This window comes from Propionicimonas sp., assembly GCF_049840635.1.
In the GTDB taxonomy this organism is placed as follows: Bacteria; Actinomycetota; Actinomycetes; order Propionibacteriales; family Propionibacteriaceae; genus Propionicimonas.
In genome coordinates this window covers 1,096,879-1,112,044 of sequence record NZ_JASGKL010000004.1, presented here as the reverse complement: position 1 = coordinate 1,112,044, position 15,166 = coordinate 1,096,879, and the positions used below count along the sequence as shown (strand labels likewise).

The following is a 15,166-nucleotide window of genomic DNA, read 5'->3' as shown; positions in this document are numbered from 1 at the left end:
AGGCGGTCGTGGCACAATGGGACCTGCGAAGTATTGACAACCCCCGGTTGTCGTGCGCCCTTGAACGCTCTGCTGAGAGGTGAGCCCATTGCCCCCACGTTCCCGTGCCGCTGCTGTTTCCGCTACTGAGGAGGCTGTTGTCGAGGCTCCCACGCGTCGCGGCCGGAAGGCTGCCCCCTCCCCGGTGAAGGCCGTGCCGAACCCGGAGCCGGCGTCCCCGGCGACCCCCGACGACGAGGAGCCCACCGAGCTCGTCGACGAGGAGATCGAGGAGGACGTCACGGTCGAGGAGGTGCTCGACCCGACGAACGTCGAGAACGTGAAGTTCGAGCGTGACGGCAACGACGTCGTCCTCACGGTCGGCGGCAAGAAGCGCAGCCTCGACGACGTCGACGAGGGGGACTTCGAGCCCGCCGAGGAGGCGAAGACCGAGAAGGAGCTGGCGGAGGACGAGGGTTTCAGCCTCTCCGACGCCGACGACGCCGACGAGCCCGAGCAGCAGGTGCTCGCCGCCGGCGCGACCGCCGACCCGGTGAAGGACTACCTCAAGCAGATCGGCAAGGTGGCCCTGCTGAACGCCGAGCAGGAGGTGCAGCTCGCCAAGCGCATCGAGGCCGGCCTGTTCGCCGACGAGACCCTCAACGAGGGCAGCGTGGCCGCGTCCGACTCCGACGACCTGGAGTGGATCGCCGAGGACGGCCGCCGCGCCAAGAACCACCTGCTGGAGGCGAACCTGCGTCTGGTGGTGTCGCTGGCCAAGCGCTACACGGGCCGCGGCATGCTCTTCCTCGACCTGATCCAGGAGGGCAACCTCGGCCTGATCCGCGCGGTCGAGAAGTTCGACTACACCAAGGGCTACAAGTTCTCCACCTACGCGACCTGGTGGATCAAGCAGGCGATCACCCGCGCCATGGCCGACCAGGCCCGCACGATCCGCATCCCGGTCCACATGGTCGAGGTGATCAACAAGCTCGCCCGTGTCCAGCGGCAGATGCTGCAGGACCTCGGCCGCGAACCAACCCCGGAGGAGCTCGCCAAGGAGCTCGACATGACCCCGGAGAAGGTCGTCGAGGTGCAGAAGTACGGCCGCGAGCCGATCTCCCTGCACACCCCGCTGGGTGAGGACGGCGACTCCGAGTTCGGCGACCTGATCGAGGACTCCGAGGCGGTCGTCCCGGCCGAGGCGGTGAACTTCACGCTGCTGCAGGAGCAGCTGCACGACGTGCTCGACACGTTGAGCGAGCGTGAGGCGGGCGTGGTCAGCATGCGGTTCGGCCTGACCGACGGGCAGCCCAAGACGCTGGACGAGATCGGCAAGGTCTACGGCGTCACGCGCGAGCGGATCCGCCAGATCGAGTCCAAGACGATGAGCAAGCTGCGGCACCCGAGCCGTTCCCAGGTCCTCCGGGACTACCTCGACTGAGGTCGCGGACGAGAACTGGAACCGTCCCCGATTCCGCGCCGGCGCGGAACCGGGGACGGTTTCAATTACGCGCCACCCGCCCGCACCTCGGCCGGACCGGGTTGTCACCGAATTGAGACCGCCCGGGCGTAGATAAGTCGGGGCCACGGTGGGTAGGTTCACAAGATGGGAGCACCGGCCACTGAGGAGCCGACGACCGTCGGCGCACCGCTCGTCGTGCTGTCGGAGGTCAACAAGCACTTCGGCACCCTGCACGTCCTGAACGACATCACCCTGACCGTCCACACCGGAGAGGTCGTGGTGGTCCTGGGCCCGTCCGGGTCGGGGAAGTCGACGCTGTGCAGGGCCATCAACCGGCTGGAGACGATCGACTCCGGCACGATCACGATCGACGGGGTGCCGCTGCCCGAGGAGGGCAGGGCGCTCGCGAACCTGCGCGCCGACGTCGGGATGGTGTTCCAGTCGTTCAACCTCTTCGCCCACAAGACCGTGCTGGAGAACATCACCCTCGGCCCGACCAAGGTCCGCGGTTTGAAGGCCGCGGAGGCCGACCAGAGGGCCCACGAACTGCTCGACCGGGTCGGGGTCGACAACCAGGCCGCCAAGTACCCCGCCCAGCTCTCCGGGGGCCAGCAGCAGCGCGTGGCCATCGCGCGGGCGCTCGCCATGGACCCCAAGGTGATCCTCTTCGACGAGCCCACCTCTGCCCTCGACCCCGAGATGGTCAACGAGGTGCTGGACGTGATGGTCACCCTCGCGCGCGCCGGCATGACGATGATCGTCGTCACCCACGAGATGGGCTTCGCCAGGAAGGCGGCCGACCGGGTCGTGTTCATGGCCGACGGCCAGATCGTCGAGGAGAACACCCCCGAGGAGTTCTTCACCCGTCCCACCACCGCGCGAGCAAAGGACTTCCTGGGCAAGATCCTCACCCACTGAACTCACCCGTCCCACCGACGCACACCCCGCACGAAGGAGGAAGAGAGAGATGAAGTTCACACGGCCCCTCGGGGCACTCGGCGCAGCAGTGCTCATGACCCTGAGCCTGTCCGCCTGCGCAGGAGGTAGCGCCGCCGGCGGAGACCCCGGCACCGGCGGCAAGGTGATCATCGGCATCAAATTCGACCAGCCCGGCCTCGGGCTCAAGAACGGCGACACGTATGAGGGCTTCGACGTCGAAGTGGCGAAGTACGTGGCCAAGGAACTCGGCTACACCGACGTCGAGTTCAAGGAGACCCCGTCCGCCCAGCGCGAGACCATGCTCCAGTCCGACCAGGTCAAGATGATCTTCGCGACCTACTCGATCACCGACGACCGCAAGCAGAAGGTCGCGTTTGCCGGTCCGTACTTCATTGCAGGACAGGACCTCCTGGTGGCCTCGTCGAACACCGACATCACCGGGCCGGAGAGCCTGAACGGCAAGAAGCTGTGCTCGGTCGTCGGCTCGACGTCGGCGAAGAAGATCCAGGACCAGTTCGCCAACCAGGTGCAGCTGCAGGAGTACGACACCTACTCCAAGTGCGTGGAGGCGCTCGCGTCCGGCTCGATCGACGCGGTCACGACCGACAACGTGATCCTGGCCGGCTTCGCCGCACAGAGCCAGTACTCCGGCAAGCTCAAGGTCGTCGGCAAGCCGTTCAGCACCGAGCGGTACGGCGTCGGCATCAAGCAGGGTGACACGAAGCTCTGCACGGCCATCAACACGGCGCTGGAGAAGATGGTCTCCGACGGCTCCTGGCAGAAGGCGCTCGACGACACCGTCGGAGCCTCGGGCTTCACGCCGGACTCCAGCACCAACCCGCCGAAGCCGGACGCCTGCGCGTGATCCCGTCCCCGGTGGCCCGCGCCCTGTGGGCCACCGGGGCACAACCCTGAGGGAGGCCGGGTGTCGGGACTCGGAACGCTGTTCGCCCAGTACGACGTGCTCGGCGCGTTCTGGATGACGGTCCAGCTGACGCTGTGGGGTGCGCTCGGCGCGCTCGTGATCGGGACGGTGGTCGCGGTCTGCCGGGTGTCACCGGTCGGCGTCCTGCAGTCCTTCGGACGCTGGTTCGTCACGATCCTGCGCAACACCCCGCTCACGCTGATCGTCGCGCTGTGCTCGCTGGGGATCTCGAACACCCTGAAGATCCACCTCGCCCCGTCCGACTCGGGAACCTTCATCGTCGACAACGGCTTTCGCTGGGCGGTCGTGGCGCTGGCGTTCTACCACGCGTCCTTCGTCGCCGAGGCGATCCGCAGCGGCATCAACACCGTCCCGAGGGGCCAGGCGGAGGCCGCCCGCTCGATCGGGCTCGGTTTCGGGCCCACCCTGCAGCACGTGGTGCTGCCGCAGGCGTTCCGCGGCGCGATCGCACCGCTCGGCAACACCCTGATCGCCCTCACCAAGAACACGACGGTGTGCGCGACCGTCGGGGTCGCGGAGGCGGCCTACATGATGCGCAACATGATCGAGTTCAACCCGTCGCTGCTGTACGGGATCTTCGCGATCATGGCGACGGGCTTCGTCATCCTCACCCTCCCGATGGGCCTGCTGTTCACCTGGCTGTCGAACCGGCTGGCGGTGCGGCGATGAGCGACGCGACCGTCCTGTTCGACGCGCCGGGCCCGCGGGCCCGCGTCCGGTACCGGCTGATCGCCGCCGCCGGCCTGCTGGTGCTCCTCGGGCTGCTGGCGTTCGTCCTGGTGCGCCTCGGTGACCCGGCCAACAACCAGCTCGACCCCGCCAAGTGGACGCCCTTCCTCACGCCCGGCGCGTGGACGTCCTACCTCCTGCCCGGTCTGGCGGGGACGCTGCTCGCCGCGGCGATCTCCGTGGTGCTCGCCATCGCGTTCGGGCTCCTGCTCGGCATCGGGCGGCTGGTCCAGCACCGCTGGATCCGGTGGGCCTGCGGCGCCTTCGTGGAGTTCTTCCGCTCGGTCCCGGTGCTGATGATGATGCTGTTCGCGTACTACGCGGGGCTCTTCGGGCTGCGGATCTCCGGATCGGCGCTGCCATTGTTCGGCGTCGTGGTCGGGCTCACCGTCTACAACTCCTGCGTGCTGGCCGAACTGGTGCGCTCGGGCGTGAACGCCCTGCCCGCGGGCCAGCGGGAGTCTGGCCTCGCGATCGGGCTCACCCCGCTGCAGACCCTCACCACCATCCTGCTGCCCCAGGCGATCACGGCCATGCTGCCCTCGATGCTGAGCCAGCTGGTGGTGATCCTGAAGGACTCCGCGCTGGGGTCGATGATCGCCTACCTGGAGCTGTTGCGCTCGGGCACCTACCTCGCGACGGCGTTCGCGAACCTGATCCCGACCCTGATCGTGCTGGCCGTGGTCTACATCATCCTGAACAGCCTGCTTACGCGGTTGGCCGGGGTGGTGGAGTCGCGGCTGCGGCGCGGCCCGCGTGGCGTCGTGACCCAGAACGTCACGGCCGGCTTCGTGCCGGGTGTCGCGGCCGAACCGGACGTGCCGGCGACGATCATGCCCCCGCCCGACGACCGTCCCGGGCGGGAGCGTCCCCGCCGGCGCGGGGACCTCAGCGGACCGCCACGAAGCGGGTGACCTCGGCCAGGTCGTCGATGACGGGGACGCCGAGCCCGGCGAGGTGCGTCCGTGCGTGGTGCCCGCCGCTGTAGAGGACGCAGGTCGAGCCGAGCGCGTCCGCGATGTCGAAGTCGTGCTCGGAGTCGCCGACGAACAGCACGTCGGCGGGATCGAGGCTCGCGGTGTGCAGCCAGCGCTCGGCGACGGCCCGCTTGGACGCGGCGTAGATGTCCTCGATGCCGTGCGCACCGTCCAGCCAGGCGTCGAGGCCGAACGGCTCCAGCTGGGTGCGCAGGTTGGTCTGCTCGGACGCGGAGACGATCACCTGGCCGATTCCGGCGGCGTGCAGCGTGCGGAGCGTCTCCCTGGCCCCGGCGTGCAGCCCGCAGGCGCGGGCAGCGGGGGAGTACAGCTGCAGGTAGCGCCGGGCCGCGGCGTCGAAGTTGCCGCCCGGTGCCGTGTCGAAGCCGAGGTCGGCGTAGTACTCGATGATCGGAAAGCGGAACACGGACTGGTAGGCAGCCACATCGACCAGCTCCGGGAGGCCGAACTCCGCCAGCATCCGGTTGGTCACGGAGACGCAGCACTCGAGGTCGTCGAGCAGCGTGCCGTTCCAGTCCCAGACCACGTGTGTCGCCATGACCCGCCACCCTAACCGGTGCGCCGCCGGACGCAGTGACGCGGCGCTCAGGGCGCGGGGGTGAACCCGTGGACGCGGCCGAGGAACGCGAGCGCGAGTTCGGCGGTGGCCACGATGTTCTCGGCCCGGCGGAACCCGTGGCCCTCGCCCTCGAACACCACGAGTTCCGCGACGAGCCCCTTCTCCCGCACCGCGGCAGCCATCGCCTCGGCCTGGTTGGGCGGCACCACCCTGTCGTCGGCGCCCTGCAGGATCAGCATCGGGCACGACAGCCGGTCGAGGTGGTGCAGCGGTGACCGGTCGAGGTAGGTCTGGCGTCCCTGGGGGTACGGCGCGACGAGGCCGTCGAGGTAGCGCGACTCGAACTTGTGGGTGTCGGTGGCGAGCGCCTCGAGGTCGCCGATGCCGTACAGGCTGATCCCCGCGGCGAACACGTCGGTGGTGGTCAGGGCCGCGAGGGTGGTGAAGCCCCCGGCGGAGCCGCCCCGAATGCTCAGCCGGGCGGGGTCGGCCAGTCCCGCGTCCACGAGTGCACGGACGCAGCCCACGCAGTCGCGGACGTCACTGAGCCCCCACCGGCCCTGCAGCCGGTCGCGGTACGCGCGTCCGTAGCCGCCCGAGCCGGAGTAGTTGACGTCGAGGATCCCGATGCCGCGCGACGTCCAGAACTGGGTGGCGGGGCGGTAGTCGGGCCCGGAGAACCCCGTCGGGCCGCCGTGGCTCCAGACCTGCACGGGCGGCAGGTCGCCGGCGGGGGCCCGGTGGTCGGCGCTCGCCGGCGGGTAGTACCAGGCGTGGACCGGCCCGTCGGGGGAGTCCCAGGTGATCGGTCGCGCGATCGAGATGGCCTCCGGCGGCAGCCGGTCCTCACTGGCCCGGCGCAGCAGCCGATCGGTGCCGGCCGCCAGGTCGAGCAGGCGGAGTTCGGCGGGACGGTCGGCGTACCCGCACACCGCCACGACCCTGTCCCCGGTCCCCGAGAGGGCGACCCGCACGGCGTCGGTCGGGATCTCCGTGAGTTCCCCGGACGGTGCCAACAGGCCGAGCCGCGCGTACCCGTCCTGCAACCAGGTGCAGCCGATCCGGCCGTCGACCAGGACGGTGTACGGAGCCGGGTCGGGCACCCACAACGGCTCACAGAAGTCGAAGGGGAACTCGGCGACCGCGCGGTCGTCCACTCCGTCCCAGCGGCGGAAGTTCCAGTAACCGGAGATGTCCGAGAGGTACACCAGCGCCCCGTCCGGCAGCCAGGTCGGGTACACGACCGAGGTTCCCGGGCCGCCCGCGACCCGCGTTGCGGCGGAGGGGTCGGCCAGCGGTGCCGTCCACAGCTCGGTGGCGTCCCACGGCATTGCGGGCAGCTGCCACTGCACCCACGCCAGCCGGCCGTCGGCGCTCGTGGTGGGGGACGCGTAGAAGTCGGCGCCGTGGACGAGGACGCGACCGCCGTCGAGGTTCTCCCCGTCGAGGTCGAGCGCGACGACGGTCTGCACGCAGGCGGCGTCGGAGTCGGTGTGGTCCTCACGGACGGCCAGGACGAGCCGCCGTCCGGGGTCGATGGCGAGACTCCCGTAACGCAGGGTGCCGGCCGGCGCGAGCCGCCGACGGGTCCCGTCGGGGGTGATCACCCACAGGTCCCCGGACGGCAGGACGCTGTGCACCACCCAGCCGTCGGCCGCGGTCCACGCGCCTCCGCCGTACTCGTTGATCCGGGTACGGACGTTCGCGTCCGTCACGATCTCCTCCGGCGCGGCGTCCCCCACCTGCCGCCACAGCCCGACGCGTCCGCCCTGCTCGGGGTGGGCCTCGGTCCACAGGACGGCGTCGCCGTCGGCCACCCCGTAGTTGAGCCCGACCACGGCTGCGGCCAGGCCCGCCGCCGAGACCGGGGACGGCCAGGAACCGTACGGAAGGGTGCGCGGGGAGGTGTCAGCCACGTCGGCTCCTGTTGAGTTCTGCGGTGAAGGCGTCGTGCAGGCGCGGCGAGAACAGCACGAAGCGGACCCGGTCGATTCCGGTGCGGGGGTGGGCGAGCACCGCCGCGACCGCCACGCGGGCCGCCGTCGTCGCGTCCCAGCCGTAGACCCCCGCCCCGACGGCGGGGAAGGCGACGCTGTGGGCGCCGAGTTCGACCGCGACATCGAGCGAGCGCGTGTAGGAGGACGCCAGAAGGCGCTCGTCGGTCTGCCCGGCCGAGCGGTTGGGGCCGACCGTGTGGATCACCCAGCGTGCGGGCAGGTGGCCGGCGATCGTCGCCACCGCCTCACCCACGGGGAGGCCGCCGGGCCATTGGTCTGCGCGCACCTTCCGGCAGGCCTCCAGCAGCGCGGGACCCGCCGCGGCGTGCAGGGCACCGTCGACGCCACCGCCACCGAGCAGGCTCGAGTTGGCCGCGTTGACGAGCGCGTCCGCCGACTCGGTGGTCAGGTCGCCCAGGATGGCGTCGATGCTCATGCCCCGAGTATCCCAGCCGGGACCGACATGGCCCGGGAACGAGCGACGGGCCCCGGGGAGACCCCGGAGCCCGTCGGCTGAGCAGTGGACCTCAGCTGAGCTTGCTGGTCTCGTCGTGGATCTTCAGCGCCACCTGGCTGAGCTTGTCCGAGTGGGCCTTGCCGTGGTGGCCGCAGAAGAGCAACTCGCCGCCGGAGGTGAGGGTGACGCGGACGTAGGCCTGTGCGCCGCAGCGATCACAACGATCAGCCGTGGTCAGGGGTTCGGTAACTGTTGCGGTCATCGGATCGTCCTCTCTCCACCCTCGCGAATCTTCCTTCGTTCGCATCCGGGTCAACGAGGCGGGCGCCCCGTTTGTTCCCGGCACCAACAGTGTAGGCAGCATGCCCGACAATCCCGGGAACCACCGACACCGTCACGCGAATGCAAAGAAGTGTTACCCCGTCGAGATAATCTCAGCCGGTGGTGACGACGAAAGCGGCCGAGGGCAGGGACTACGAGGCACGGCACCTGCTGGTGCTGGAGGGCCTCGAGGCCGTCCGCAAGCGTCCGGCGATGTACATCGGCTCGACCGACACCCGCGGGCTCATGCACTGCCTGTGGGAGATCATCGACAACGCGGTCGACGAGGCGCTGTCGGGCTTCGGCGACCGGATCGAGGTGACCCTGGAGCACGACGGCAGCATCCTGGTCGTCGACCACGCCCGCGGCATCCCCGTCGACATCGAGCCGCGCACGAAGCTGACCGGCGTCGAGGTCGTGTACACCAAGCTGCACGCGGGCGGGAAGTTCGGCGCCGGCAGCTACAACGCCACCGGCGGCCTGCACGGCGTGGGCGCGTCCGTGGTGAACGCCCTCAGCGTCCGGCTGGACGTGGAGGTCGACCGCAACGGCGCGACCTGGGCGATGAGCTTCCGCCGCGGCGTCCCCGGCGTCTTCGACGGCCCCGGACCGGACGCGCCGTTCACGCCCGGCAACGAACTTCGCAAGGTCGCGAGGGTGGGCCGGGGCGTGACGGGGACGCGTGTCCGGTACTGGCCGGACCGGCAGATCTTCCTCGCCGACGCCCAGCTGGCCCTGCCCGCGCTGCTGGCCAGGGCGCGGCAGACCAGCCTCCTGGTGCCCGGGCTCGAACTGACCGTCACCGACGCCCGTGGCGACGAACCGACCACCGAGGTGTTCAAGCACGACGGCGGCATCTCCGAGTTCTGCGACTTCCTCGCCTCCGACCCGCCGGTGAGCGAGATCCTGCGGCTGCAGGGCACCGACACGTTCACCGAGACCGTCCCGATGCTGGACGAGAACGGCGCGATGACCCCGACCGACGTCGAGCGGACCCTCGAGGTCGACATCGCGCTGCGCTGGGGCACCGGCTACGACACGCAGGTGCAGTCGTTCGTGAACATCATCGCCACCCCGAAGGGCGGCACCCACGTGCAGGGCTTCGAGCGGGGGCTGGTGCGCGCGTTCAGCCGTGGTCTGGACGGGACGCGGCTGCTGAAGGCCGGCGAGGAGGTCGTGAAGGACGACGCGCTGGAGGGGCTGACCGGCGTCGTCACCGTCCGGCTGGCCGAGCCGCAGTTCGAGGGCCAGACCAAGGAGGTGCTCGGCACCCCGCCGGTGACCCGACTGGTTGCCCGGATCGTGGAGAACGAGCTCGGCGACTTCCTCACCTCCACCCGCGCCGCGCAGCGGACGCAGGCGCGCGCGGTGATGGAGAAGGTGGTCGCCGCGTCGCGCACCCGCGTCCAGGCCCGCGCCCACAAGGAGGCGCAGCGGCGCAAGAACGCGCTGGAGTCCTCCACCCTGCCGGCCAAGCTGGCCGACTGCCGCAGCACCGACCTCGACCGCACCGAGCTGTTCATCGTCGAGGGCGACTCCGCCCTGGGCACGGCGAAGCTCGCGCGGAACTCGGAGTACCAGGCACTGCTGCCGATCCGGGGCAAGATCCTGAACGTCCAGAAGGCGTCGGTCGGCGACATGCTGAAGAACGCGGAGTGCGCGTCGATCATCCAGGTGGTGGGGGCCGGCTCGGGGCGGACGTTCGACATCGACGCCGCCCGGTACGCCAAGGTGATCTTCATGGCGGACGCCGACTCCGACGGCGCCCACATCCGCACGCTGCTGGCGACGCTGTTCTTCAAGTACATGCGGCCGCTGGTCGAGGCCGGGCGCGTGTACACCGCCGTCCCGCCGCTGCACCGGTTCGAGCTGACGAACCCGCGCAAGGGCCAGGAGAAGTACCTGTACACCTACAACGAGGCGGAGTACCGCAGGAAGCTGGCCGAGCTGACCAAGAAGGGGCAGTCGTTCAAGGAGCCGCAGCGTTACAAGGGCCTGGGCGAGATGGACGCCCACGAGCTGAGCGAGACGACGATGAACCCCCGCCAGCGGACGCTGCGCCGGATCACCGTCGACGATGCGCTGGCCGCGGAGGGCACCTTCGAGAAGCTGATGGGCAACGACGTGGCGCCTCGCAAGGAGTTCATCATCGAGGGCGCCTACGCCCTGGACGCCGAGCGCATCGACGCCTGACACCGCGTCCGCCCCGACGTAGGCTGCCGGAACCGGGGACGGTTCCTGACCAGCTCCACAGGAGGCGCGATGAGCAACACCGAGACCAGGTCGGACGTGCTGGACTGCGCGGTGCCCGACGACCACGACCCCGACCACGTCCAGGTGCTCGAGCCGAAGGACGTCCACCTCGGCGGCGAGGACGCGCTGAAGGTGCGCCGGACGCTGCCGTCGCTGCGGCGGTCGTTCGTCGGCGCGTGGTGCTTCGCCGACCACTACGGGCCCGAGCAGGGCGTGTGCATGGACGTGCCGCCGCACCCGCACACCGGCCTGCAGACGGTGAGCTGGTTGTTCGAGGGCGAGATCGAGCACCGGGACTCCGGTGGGGTGCACGCGATGGTGCGGCCGGGTGAGGTGAACCTGATGACGTCCGGCCACGGGATCGCGCACTCCGAGGTGTCGACGCCGGCCCGCGACCTCCTGCACGGCGTCCAGCTGTGGGTGGTGCTGCCGGAGGGGAGCCGGGACCTGGTCAGGGAGTTCCAGCACCACGTGCCGGAGGAGTTCGACGCCCCCGGCGTGCGGGCGAAGGTGCTGATCGGGAGCCTGGCCGGGGTCACGTCGCCGGTGCACACCGAGACGCCGCTGCTGGGTGCGGAGGTCGTGCTGGAGGCGGGCGCGACGTGGGAGCTGGCCGTGGACGCGGGGCAGGAGCACGGCGTCCTCGTCGACACGGGCTACGTGGACGTCGACGGTGTCCGCCTCGACCGCAGCACGCTGGGCGTCCGCGATGCCGGGCTGGACCACCTGCGGATCTCCAACCCGACCGACGCGCCCGCCCGCATCATGTTGCTCGGTGGCGAGCCCTTCGATGAGGGCGTCGTGATGTGGTGGAACTTCATCGGCCGTAGCCACGAGGACATCGTCCGGCTGCGCGAGGAGTGGAACGACGCGCCCGAGGACCGGTTCGGCCGGGTCGCCGGCTATCGCGGCGCGACGCCGCGGCTCGAGGCGCCCCCGCTGCCGGCCGACCTGCGGCTCAAGCGCCGCTTCCGCCGCGGCCGGCAGTAGGGCGGTTCTCGCGGTCTCTGCGCCGCTGCCGGCCGGGCGGTGGTGAGATCCCGGGTCAAGCCCGGGATGACGTGCTCGCCGTCTCTGTCACCCCGGCGAAGGCCGGGGTCTCGGCGTGGGTGCGGTCGGTTTGGTGGTGAGATCCCGGGTCAGGCCCGGGATGACACGATGCGATGACGGCTCAACGGTCCCTGAGGAGCGGTCGCGAGGAACGAGCGGACGCGTCACGAAGGGCCGCCGCCTCCACGCGCCTCCGGGCGAGCCGTGACGCCCCGGCCACCCGGCTGCCCTGTCACCCCGGCGAAGGCCGGGGTCTCGGTGTGGGTGCGGTCGGTTCGTTGGTGAGATCCCGGGCCAGGCCCGGGATGACAAGTTTCTGCTTCCGGATGAAGAGGTCGGTCAGCAGACGCGCTGGAGCAGGCCGGTGTCGACGTCGTAGTGGAAGCCGCCGACGCTCGCGCGTCCGGTGATCAGGGGGTGCGTGGCGAGCAGCTTCACGTCGGCGCGCAGGCGTCCGGCCTGGTCGGGGTCGGCGCCGAACTCCAGCTCGGACGCGTCGCGTCCGCTGGCCTGAGAGACGCGGCGGGCGAGCTCCTCGTCATCGCCGGACGCCATCGCGCACTTGCTGTGGCTGATCACCAGGATCCGCCGGACGCGGAGCAGGTTCACCCCGAGGATGCAGCCGTTCAGCGCGTCCTGTGTGACGTGGCCTCCCGGCGTCCGCAGGATCTTCGCCTCGCCCAGGAACAGGCCGATCATCTCCAGCGGCTGCAGCCGCGAGTCCATGCAGGTGACGACGGCGATGCCCGCGTGGGCGTAGCCGTCGAAGTTGCGCGGGGCGGAGGTCGCATAACGCTGGTTGGCCAGGAGCAGGTCGTCGAAGGTGTCGTCCACGAGCACACCCTAGACGGAGGCCGGACGGTCCTGATCGAGCTCCGACCCCGGACCATCCACAAACGCTCCCGAAACGCGCAGACGCTCCCGAAATTTCGGTGGCTTCTGCGCGTTTCGGGAGCGTTTGTCGGAGGGGACGGCGATCCGGCGGCGGGACGGAGGCCTCAGCTGTGGTAGCGCGAGCCGACGGCGGCGATCGGCTGGGCGGCGGGGACGCCGGAGCCGTCGCGGCGGGGGTCGGGCGCCGGCAGGTCGATCGGGGTGCCGGACGCGGCGGCGGCGATCGCGGGGTCGGGGCCGGCCCACCCGAGCAGGAGCCCGTCCTCGCCCTTCAGCAGGCGCTGGCAGCGGACGCCGCCAGTGGCGCGTCCCTTGCCCGGGTACTCCGCGAGCGGCGTCACCTTGACCGTCCCCGCCTCGGTGCCCGGCAGCGCGGACGACGAGCCGGCCACCGTCACCACCGACGAGTCGGCGACAGGGCAGGCGCCGAAGAACACGACCCGTGCGCCGGGGGAGAGCTTGACGCCCGCCATTCCTCCGCCCGAGCGCCCCTGCGGACGCACCCCCGCAGCGGTGAAGTGCAACAGCTGGGCGTCGCTGGTGATGAACACGAACTCGACCAGGTCGTGGCTGAGCTCCACCGCGCCGACGACCTCGTCGCCGTCGTCGAGCCGGATGATGTCCCACGCGTCCTTGCCGATCATCTCCGGGTTCACCCGCTTCACGACGCCGTTGCGGGTGCCCAGCGCCCAGCCGAACGTCGTCTCGCCGAGCGTGCCGAGCCCGAGGATCCGCTCCCCGGGTTCCAGCGGCAGCAGCTCAGCCGCCGGTGACCCGCCCTGCAGGTTCGGCGCTGCCGCCGTCACCGGGACGGAGGGGACGTCGATCGCCTGGCCGCGGACGAGGCGTCCGGTGTTGGTCAGGACGCAGAACTCCCCGCGGGCCGTCGTCCGCACCGCGGAGCTGATCACGTCGTGGGTGGCCCTCGGCCCCGACGTGGGCAGCGGCTCGTCGTTGTCGCTGCGGGCCAGCAGGCCGGCCGACGACAGCATTACCCAGCACGGGTCGTCGGCGATCTCGAGCGCCGCCCCGTTCGCCTTCGCCGCCCGCGCACCCGTCACCTGGTTGCCCGCGGAGGCCAGCAGGATCGTCCGCCGCGGCGTCCCGTGCGCCCTGGCCACCTCGTCCAGCTCGCCCGCGGTCACCTCGCGCAGCCGTTCGTCCGAGTCGAGGATGCCCTGCAGGTCGTTGATCGTCAGCCACAGCTTGTCGCGCTCGGCCTCCAGCTCGATCGTGGAGAACTTCGTCAGTCGGCGCAGCTGCATGTCGAGGATGTAGTTGGCCTGCACCTCGGTGAGCTCGAACGCGTCCATCAGCCGGGCACGGGCGTGGGCGCCGTCGTCGGAGGAGCGGATGATCGCGATCACGTCGTCGATGTCGACGATGGCGATCAGCAGGCCCTCGACCAGGTGCAGCCGGTCCTTGGCCTTGTTGAGCAGGAAGGTCGAGCGGCGCCGGATCACGTCGAGCCGGTGCGCGAGGAACACCTCGAGCAGCTGCTTCAGCGACAGCGTGTTCGGCTGGCCGTCGACCAGCGCCACGTTGTTGATCGCGAACGAGTCCTCGAGCTTGGTCAGCCGGTACAGCTCCTCCAGCAGCGCCTCGGGGTTGAACCCGTTCTTCACCTCGATCACCAGCCGCGTGCCGTTCGCGAGGTCAGTGAGGTCCTTGATGTCGGCGATCCCGGTCAGCTTCTTGGCCGTGACCAGCGTCTTCACCTGCTCGATGATCCGCTCGGGGCCGATCTGGTACGGCAACTCCGTGACCACGATGCCCTTGCGCCGGGCGTGCACCTGCTCGATCCGGGCGGACGCGCGGACGCGGAAGCTGCCGCGGCCGGTCGCGTAGGCGTCGCGGATCCCGTCCAGCCCGATGATCTTGCCGCCCTCGGGGAAATCGGGGCCCGGCACGTAGCGCATCAGCTCGTCGACGTCCGCCTCCGGGTGCCACAGCAGGTGCTTGAGCGCCTGCACGACCTCGACCAGGTTGTGCGGGGGGATGTTGGTCGCCATGCCGACCGCGATCCCCGTGCTGCCGTTGACCAGCAGGTTGGGGAAGGCGGACGGGAGCACCGTCGGCTCGGACTCCTTGCCGTCGTAGTTGGGCCGGAAGTCGACCGTGTCCGAGTCGATGTCGGCCGTCATCGCCACCGCAGCGGGCGACATCCGGCACTCGGTGTACCGCATCGCCGCGGGCCCGGAGTCGAGCGAGCCGAAGTTGCCGTGCCCGTCCACGGTCGGCAGCCGCATCGCCCACGGCTGGCCGAGCCGGACGAGGGCGTCGTAGATCGCCGAGTCGCCGTGCGGGTGGTACAGGCCCATCACCTGGCCGACGACGCGGGAGCACTTCACGTGGGAGACGTCCGGACGGATCCGCATCTGGTCCATCGTGTACAGGATCCGGCGCTGGACGGGCTTCAGCCCGTCGCGTGCGTCCGGCAGCGCCCGGGAGTAGATCACCGAGTACGCGTACTCCAGGAAGCTCGTCTCCATCTCCTCGGACACGTCGATGTCGACGATCCGTTCGCTGGTCTCGTCCTCGGCCGGCGGCTTGGCAACCATCTGGTCCTGCTTCTCTTC

At 70.3% G+C, this 15,166-nt stretch carries 13 protein-coding genes; 7 read left to right on the top strand and 6 right to left on the bottom strand.

The window, feature by feature from the left end; all coding sequences use genetic code 11:
* Positions 1-79 precede the first annotated feature (79 nt).
* From QM779_RS05395 to QM779_RS05375, 5 genes are all read left to right on the top strand, one after another.
* The gene (locus QM779_RS05395) at positions 80-1,423 is read left to right on the top strand and encodes an RNA polymerase sigma factor (protein ID WP_428532719.1); all 1,344 of its coding nucleotides are present in this window, start codon (positions 80-82) and stop codon (positions 1,421-1,423) included.
* A 165-nt stretch (positions 1,424-1,588) separates the two neighbouring features.
* Positions 1,589-2,362 carry an amino acid ABC transporter ATP-binding protein gene (locus QM779_RS05390; RefSeq protein WP_428532716.1) on the top strand — a complete coding sequence of 258 codons (774 nt, stop codon included), beginning with the start codon at positions 1,589-1,591 and terminating at the stop codon, positions 2,360-2,362.
* Positions 2,363-2,411: 49 nt separating this feature from the next.
* Complete coding sequence (locus QM779_RS05385) at positions 2,412-3,248, top strand: glutamate ABC transporter substrate-binding protein (protein ID WP_428532713.1); 837 nt, start codon at positions 2,412-2,414, stop codon at positions 3,246-3,248.
* 60 nt (positions 3,249-3,308) lie between these two features.
* Positions 3,309-3,998 carry an amino acid ABC transporter permease gene (locus tag QM779_RS05380; protein ID WP_428532710.1) on the top strand — a complete coding sequence of 230 codons (690 nt, stop codon included), beginning with the start codon at positions 3,309-3,311 and terminating at the stop codon, positions 3,996-3,998.
* Entirely contained in the window at positions 3,995-4,972 is a 978-nt protein-coding gene (locus tag QM779_RS05375; protein ID WP_428532707.1) for an amino acid ABC transporter permease, read from the top strand. The genes QM779_RS05380 and QM779_RS05375 overlap by 4 nt, the downstream gene beginning before the upstream one ends.
* Here QM779_RS05375 and QM779_RS05370 read toward each other — a convergent pair.
* The 4 genes from QM779_RS05370 to QM779_RS05355 form a co-directional block, all read right to left on the bottom strand.
* Positions 4,947-5,594 (bottom strand): HAD family hydrolase, encoded by a 648-nt coding sequence (locus QM779_RS05370; protein ID WP_428532704.1) that lies wholly within the window; start codon positions 5,592-5,594, stop codon positions 4,947-4,949. The two genes, QM779_RS05375 and QM779_RS05370, sit on opposite strands and share 26 nt — an antisense overlap.
* A gap of 47 nt (positions 5,595-5,641) precedes the next feature.
* Complete coding sequence (locus QM779_RS05365; RefSeq protein ID WP_428532701.1) at positions 5,642-7,531, bottom strand: S9 family peptidase; 1,890 nt, start codon at positions 7,529-7,531, stop codon at positions 5,642-5,644.
* Entirely contained in the window at positions 7,524-8,048 is a 525-nt protein-coding gene (locus QM779_RS05360) for an O-acetyl-ADP-ribose deacetylase (RefSeq protein WP_428532698.1), read from the bottom strand. Before QM779_RS05360 ends, QM779_RS05365 begins: the two co-directional genes overlap by 8 nt.
* A gap of 91 nt (positions 8,049-8,139) precedes the next feature.
* Positions 8,140-8,331: a DUF7455 domain-containing protein gene (locus QM779_RS05355; protein ID WP_428532695.1), complete on the bottom strand. Its 192-nt coding sequence runs from the start codon at positions 8,329-8,331 to the stop codon at positions 8,140-8,142.
* Positions 8,332-8,513: 182 nt separating this feature from the next.
* On the opposite strand from QM779_RS05355, the gene QM779_RS05350 reads away from it, so the two are divergent.
* Positions 8,514-10,583 (top strand): DNA gyrase/topoisomerase IV subunit B, encoded by a 2,070-nt coding sequence (locus QM779_RS05350; protein ID WP_428532692.1) that lies wholly within the window; start codon positions 8,514-8,516, stop codon positions 10,581-10,583.
* Positions 10,584-10,652: 69 nt separating this feature from the next.
* Positions 10,653-11,633, top strand: coding sequence for a pirin family protein (locus tag QM779_RS05345; RefSeq protein ID WP_428532689.1), 981 nt, complete (start codon positions 10,653-10,655; stop codon positions 11,631-11,633).
* A gap of 399 nt (positions 11,634-12,032) precedes the next feature.
* On the opposite strand, the gene QM779_RS05340 is transcribed toward QM779_RS05345, so the two are convergent.
* Together QM779_RS05340 and QM779_RS05335 are read right to left on the bottom strand one after the other, a co-directional pair.
* Positions 12,033-12,527: a beta-class carbonic anhydrase gene (locus QM779_RS05340; RefSeq protein WP_428532686.1), complete on the bottom strand. Its 495-nt coding sequence runs from the start codon at positions 12,525-12,527 to the stop codon at positions 12,033-12,035.
* A 164-nt stretch (positions 12,528-12,691) separates the two neighbouring features.
* Entirely contained in the window at positions 12,692-15,148 is a 2,457-nt protein-coding gene (locus QM779_RS05335) for a DNA gyrase/topoisomerase IV subunit A (protein WP_428532683.1), read from the bottom strand.
* Between the last annotated feature and the right edge of the window lie 18 nt (positions 15,149-15,166).

Bases quoted from the DNA above. Each gene is read 5' to 3' on its own strand.
- QM779_RS05390 (WP_428532716.1), top strand. From the start codon at position 1,589: ATGGGAGCACCGGCCACTGAGGAGCCGACGACCGTCGGCGCACCGCTC.
- QM779_RS05385 (WP_428532713.1), top strand. From the start codon at position 2,412: ATGAAGTTCACACGGCCCCTCGGGGCACTCGGCGCAGCAGTGCTCATG.
- QM779_RS05375 (WP_428532707.1), top strand. From the start codon at position 3,995: ATGAGCGACGCGACCGTCCTGTTCGACGCGCCGGGCCCGCGGGCCCGC.
- QM779_RS05370 (WP_428532704.1), bottom strand. From the start codon at position 5,594: ATGGCGACACACGTGGTCTGGGACTGGAACGGCACGCTGCTCGACGAC.
- QM779_RS05360 (WP_428532698.1), bottom strand. From the start codon at position 8,048: ATGAGCATCGACGCCATCCTGGGCGACCTGACCACCGAGTCGGCGGAC.
- QM779_RS05355 (WP_428532695.1), bottom strand. From the start codon at position 8,331: ATGACCGCAACAGTTACCGAACCCCTGACCACGGCTGATCGTTGTGAT.
- QM779_RS05345 (WP_428532689.1), top strand. From the start codon at position 10,653: ATGAGCAACACCGAGACCAGGTCGGACGTGCTGGACTGCGCGGTGCCC.
- QM779_RS05335 (WP_428532683.1), bottom strand. From the start codon at position 15,148: ATGGTTGCCAAGCCGCCGGCCGAGGACGAGACCAGCGAACGGATCGTC.